The organism is Pontibacter sp. BAB1700, from assembly GCF_000277005.1.
Lineage (GTDB): Bacteria > Bacteroidota > Bacteroidia > Cytophagales > Hymenobacteraceae > Pontibacter > Pontibacter lucknowensis.
Map to the genome: position 1 here is coordinate 1 of NZ_AKIS01000150.1, position 3,575 is coordinate 3,575.

4 protein-coding genes are annotated in these 3,575 nt (G+C 52.2%); 2 read left to right on the plus strand and 2 right to left on the minus strand.

From position 1 onward, the window contains the following. Window positions 1-1,656, plus strand: a 1,656-nt coding sequence (locus tag O71_RS24385) for a TonB-dependent siderophore receptor (protein ID WP_007659041.1), incomplete at its 5' end; no start/stop codon positions are given. 87 nt (window positions 1,657-1,743) lie between these two features. Beyond that, entirely contained in the window at window positions 1,744-2,094 is a 351-nt protein-coding gene (locus tag O71_RS16535; RefSeq protein ID WP_040574510.1) for a heavy-metal-associated domain-containing protein, read from the plus strand. A 47-nt stretch (window positions 2,095-2,141) separates the two neighbouring features. Here O71_RS16535 and O71_RS16540 read toward each other — a convergent pair whose 3' ends face one another. After that, window positions 2,142-2,831: a fatty acid desaturase gene (locus O71_RS16540; protein ID WP_007659052.1), complete on the minus strand. Its 690-nt coding sequence runs from the start codon at window positions 2,829-2,831 to the stop codon at window positions 2,142-2,144. Between the two features lie 119 nt (window positions 2,832-2,950). Further along, on the minus strand, window positions 2,951-3,575 hold a 625-nt coding region (locus O71_RS16545), incomplete at its 5' end, for a 4-hydroxy-3-methylbut-2-enyl diphosphate reductase (RefSeq protein WP_007659054.1).

Here is a 3,575-nt window from a genome sequence, read left to right on the forward strand (position 1 = left end):
CCTGCGTGSCTCTCCACCCCCTACCGCCTCAACTATCTGTCAGGCACCTACATCGAGTCGATTGATATTATTAAAGGTATGGGCTCGGTGCTGAACGGCTATGAATCGATTTCGGGGCAGGTGAATGTGAAACTGAAGGATCCGGAGAAAAGTGAGCGGCTATACCTGAACCTGTATGGCAACAGCCTCGCCAAGTTCGACGCCAACCTGAACGTGTCGGCGCAGGTAAGCCCGAAGTGGAGCACCATCCTGATGTTGCACTCGGACCACCTGGGCAACCGCGTGGACCGCAACAAGGACGGCTTTATGGACCTGGCGCTGGGTACGCACCACAATGTATATAATAAGTGGAAGTATACCCACGGTGACTGGGTGTCTGAATTCGGTATCAATGCGCTGCGCGAAACCAAGCTGGGCGGACAGATGGACTATGTAAAAGGTGAACCAGTGGGGCCTAACCAGCGCTATGGCACCGAATCGGAGACGGACCGCTTGTCTTTCTACAACAAGACTTCCTATACCTTCCCGGGCCGGCCATACCAGAGTCTGGGCTTTATCTCCTCAGGCGTGCACCACAAGTTCAATTCGCTCTATGGCCGCCGGGCTTACAATGGCGAACAGAACACCGGTGATTTACGCTTTATTTTCCAGTCCATCATCGGGCATACGGGCCATACCTATAAAGTGGGCGCCAGCTTCCTCTACGACGACTATACCGAGCGACTGGAGCAAACCAGACTGGCACGCACCGAGCGAGTACCGGGCATTTTCGCGGAGTACATCTTTAACAATGCCGAGAACCTGACCATCGTGGCCGGTGCCCGCACCGACTTCCACAACCTCTATGGGACAGTGTTCACCCCACGCCTGAACGTGAAGTATGACCTCACCCAAAACACCATTTTCAGGGTGGCGGCAGGCAGAGGCTTCCGGGTAGCCAATCCAATTGCGGAGAACACGGCGGCTTTGGTGAGTAACCGCGCCTTTACGTTCCGGGAAACGCTGGAGCCGGAAAAGGCTTGGAACCTGGGCGGCTCTTTCACGCAATACTTTGAGCTGGGCGGTCGTCCGGGCGCTTTTATCACCGACTACTACTATACCACGTTCCAGAACCAGGTGGTGGCCGACATGTTTAGTAGCGCCAACCAGGTGGAGTTTTACAACTTGCAGGGCCGCTCTTTCTCGCGCAGCTTCCAGGCGGAACTGCAGTACGAGGTACTAAAGGGCTTTGATGTGAAGACGGCCTACAAATACTTCGACGTGCAGACCACCTACAACGGCACGCTGCAACAGCGACCGATGATTCCGCAGCACCGCTTCTTTGTGAACCTCGGCTTTTCCACGCCATTCGACAAGTGGCGCGCCGACCTGACCACGCAGTACTTTGGACAAATGCCGCTGGCTTACATGGAAGGCCATAGTGGTGCAGCCAACGTACGGAAATCAGACGCTTTCTATACCCTGAACGGACAGGTGTCGCGGGCTTTCAAACGCTGGGAAATTTACGTAGGCGGTGAAAACCTGTTGAACTTCCGTCAGCCGGAGGCGATCAGAGGAGCAGACAATCCTTTCGGCCCTAACTTCGACGCGAGCATGGTATGGGGACCGATTACCGGACGGGTTATCTATGCAGGTATGCGTTTCAAGATCGAATAGCGGCACATCATTTGCACAGCTCCAGCAGCCCTAATAGAAACTAAATCATTATCATATATCTAACATTCACCAACAATAATTCACATTATGAAAATCTTCAGAAACCTCGGATTAGCACTCGTTATGTTCTTCGCTACGTTGAGCGCACAGGCTCAGAACGGCAACGAGAAAACAGTTCAAATCAAAACTTCAGCTGTGTGCGGCATGTGTAAGAAGAGCATTGAAAAAACAATGGCTTACGAGAAGGGCGTTAAGAAATCGAACCTGGACGTGGATTCAAAGATGCTGACTGTAACCTACGACCCGAAGAAGACCAACGAGGACAAAATCCGTAAGGCAGTGAACGACACAGGTTACGACGCCGACGACAAGCCAGCTACGCCACGTGCTTATAACAAGCTGGACGATTGCTGCCGCAAGGAAGCTGGCGCGCACTAAATTCGTCCATACCTTACAAAGCAAAAGGGTAGCTAACACAAAGTCGGCTACCCTTTTGCTTTATACAGCTGCCACCACGGCAGGTACGGTTTGTCGTGGTGCTCGTAATGGTAGCCGAAAAAGTAGCAACTCACAAAGGCCCACAGGTGGTTCTTGGCCTGCGTACCGGATTTGTGCCTGTTATCTGGCGCATGCTCACCCCGGTGCGGCAGGTAGGTACCGAAGTAAAACAGCTGAAAAGTCGCTAGAATAGCTGGCACCATCCAGAACATAATCACATTCTCGAGCGGAAAAAAAAGCTGCAGCACATTATAGGTAATAGCCATCAGCACGATTTGCCACCACGTGATGTAGTTTTTCAGAAAGCTGTAGTACCAAGGCCAGAAAGAGCCGTGGTGGTAGTCGGGGTCTTCATCCGTCGCCACGTGCTTGTGGTGCTGGTGGTGTTTAGGCAGGAGCCTCGGGTACCAATTGTAGGCAAAAAGAAAGGCCGTGACGGTTCCGGTGAAACGATTCAACTTGGGGCGGCCGGGAGCGGCAACGCCGTGCATGGCATCGTGGGCGGTGATAAACAACCCCGTATATAGGTGCGTCTGCAGCAGCATGAACAAGTATGGCAAAGGCGATGCAAAGTCAACCGGAAAGCGCAACAGGTATGCGAGCAGCACAAACCAGCACGCCACGATGATGGCGGCAATGGCTATCCCTCTGTTGTCTCTATTGATTTTTTTTGCCATTTGATTCTTTGACGGCTGCACCCTGGCTATACCTACATTGAGTGTTTAGCTTCGGGTATATCTGCCTAAATTTAAGCTTTGGCTATACCTATTTTTCCGCAGCCCCACCCCATACCTGACTATACCGCTTCCTTCAGCAAGGTATCACGCACCTCCTCCATCAGCCACATGGGTGTAGAAGTTGCCCCGCATATACCCACTTTGTCTCCGTCGGCAAACCACTCGGGTTGTATTTCTTCTACCTTCGAAACAAAATATGTAGCCGGATTCGTGTCTTTGCATACCTGATAGAGCACTTTGCCGTTGCTCGACTTGGTGCCCGACACGAAGATAATCTTATCAAACTGGGCGGCAAACTTTCGCAGGTCTTTGTCGCGGTTCGATACCTGGCGGCAGATGGTGTCGTTGGCGTCCACTTCGTAGCCTTTTTGCTCCAGTGTGTCTTTTATGTTGTAGAAGCTGTTGGTGCTTTTGGTGGTCTGGCTGTAGAGCGTAATTTTAGGCGGCAACTCATGTTGCATGAGTTCGTCCAGATTCTCAAATACCACCGCCTTGTTACTCGTCTGCCCCAAAAGGCCCATCACCTCAGCATGCCCATGCTTGCCATAGATGAAGATCCGCTCGTCTTTGTCGTAAGACGTTTTAATTCGGTTCTGCAACTTAAGCACCACGGGACAGGAGGCATCGATCAGGGTCAGGTTGTTCTGCAGGGCCACATGATAAGTCGCAGGGGGTTCACCGTGG

What these genes read in the sequence shown, in the direction of transcription:
- O71_RS16535 (WP_040574510.1), top strand. Translation starts at nt 1,744, where the DNA reads ATGAAAATCTTCAGAAACCTCGGATTAGCACTCGTTATGTTCTTCGCT.
- O71_RS16540 (WP_007659052.1), bottom strand. Translation starts at nt 2,831, where the DNA reads ATGGCAAAAAAAATCAATAGAGACAACAGAGGGATAGCCATTGCCGCC.